Origin of the sequence: Porphyromonas uenonis DSM 23387 = JCM 13868 (assembly GCF_000482365.1) — a bacterium.
In the GTDB taxonomy this organism is placed as follows: domain Bacteria; phylum Bacteroidota; class Bacteroidia; order Bacteroidales; family Porphyromonadaceae; genus Porphyromonas; species Porphyromonas uenonis.
In genome coordinates this window covers 1-1494 of record NZ_AXVC01000042.1, presented here as the reverse complement: position 1 = coordinate 1494, position 1494 = coordinate 1, and the positions used below count along the sequence as shown (strand labels likewise).

Genomic DNA, 1494 nt, shown 5'->3' with positions numbered 1-1494 from the left:
TAGTGTACGCCACTGTAAGAGCGCTTCTGAAAGTCACGCGCACCGACGAGTGCTTTGTTGAGCCAGCCAGGGAGTGCAAAGGGATCATGGTCCTTGCCCCCCTTGGCGAAGTCATCATTGAGCGGTAGTGCGCGAGCTGTCTGTGTGAGGTCTACATTATAGATATTCTCGCCAGCTGGCTCTGGATCGGGAGTAGGCTCCGTACCGCCATTGTCGTCGGGATTAACGATGATATCCTCACCATCTACAACGTCCCAGTTAGAGATCTGACCATTGATCTCGTCTATTGTGATGGCACCAGATGCGAGGGTGACGTTGAACTTGTGGTTCTTGCCAGACTGTAGAGCGAGGTTAGCGAAGGTGTAGTTGTAGCTCTTGCCATCGCTCAGCTTGATGACGAGCTTAGCATTAGCATTGGTAGCAGGGATGACGATCGTTGGAGCAAAGGTGCCATTCTTAAGCTGTAGCTTTTGCGTAGCTGTTGCCGTGCCGTTGGTGAGCGTACCGTCAGCGATCTTCATCGAGCTGGTGGTGACGATGCCCTCTAGCTGAGCTGAGGTGATAGTCGTGCCAGCGGGTAGACCAGCCATGGTGAAGCTCACGAGAGCTAGCTTGTGCTTGAACTGTAGTACGTGGTTAGCTCCATTAGCGTCCTTAGCGGTCTTGATACCTGTTAGGTTATTGGAGTAGAGGACGTCGGTCTGTGCGTTGGTTAGGTCGATAGCTAGATCGGTCGTAGCGCTAGCGCTGTAAGGATAGTAGCTGACGAAGTTGACCGTCTGCCCCTCGGCAAAGGTTAGTCCAGTAGCGGCAGGTGCGAAGGTTGCGGTAGCACCTCCTGCAGTGGTCTTGTACTCTACGTTGGTAGCGGTAGCGTCACCAGTCATAGAGATACCGATAGCATCGTTTGCCTCGAAGGCGTTGTTTGCCATACGGAGGTTGAGCGTTGGGATGTTTGACCCAAACTGCATAGCCTCCTGCTGGAGTGCTTCACTCTTGTTGTCCTTGTTACAGGCCGTGATTGCGAGTAGTGCGAGTGCACCGACAAGTAGTTTTTTCATGTTTAGTTGGTATTTAGAGGATTAATGTGTGGTTCTTATTTTACAGTGAGTGCTTCGACTTGGTAAGTCGTCGTGTGGAGAGGTTGCTGCGAAGCCTCATAGAGGAGAGCTATATAGCCCGCCTCGGCAGAGGCTGTGATAGCGTAGCTCTTCTTGTAATGCTGGTTGCCATAGCCACTAGGAGAGGTCGCATCGTTGATGACCTCTAGCGTCTTGACGAGTGCTCCATCCTTGTCTAGCTGCTGGACAGTGAGCGTAGCTCCGTTGGTGTGTCCCGAGCTGTATGTTAGCTCTACCGTATAGCTAGAGCCTGCTGTCATCTGCAGACGTGGCGTGATGAGGACACATTTGTTTACTGGATCGGTAGACCTAAAGGCACTGGCCTGAGCATAGTGTACGCCACTGTAAGAGCGCTTCTGAAAGTCACGCGCAC

The 1494-nt window shown here is 52.3% G+C and carries 1 protein-coding gene and 1 pseudogene; both read right to left on the bottom strand.

The window, feature by feature from the left end:
- The coding region (locus tag L215_RS0103705) for a fimbrillin family protein (protein ID WP_027451363.1) at positions 1-1061 on the bottom strand (1061 nt) is incomplete at its 3' end.
- A 35-nt stretch (positions 1062-1096) separates the two neighbouring features.
- Positions 1097-1494, bottom strand: a pseudogene (locus L215_RS09250) (fimbrillin family protein); the annotation flags it as partial.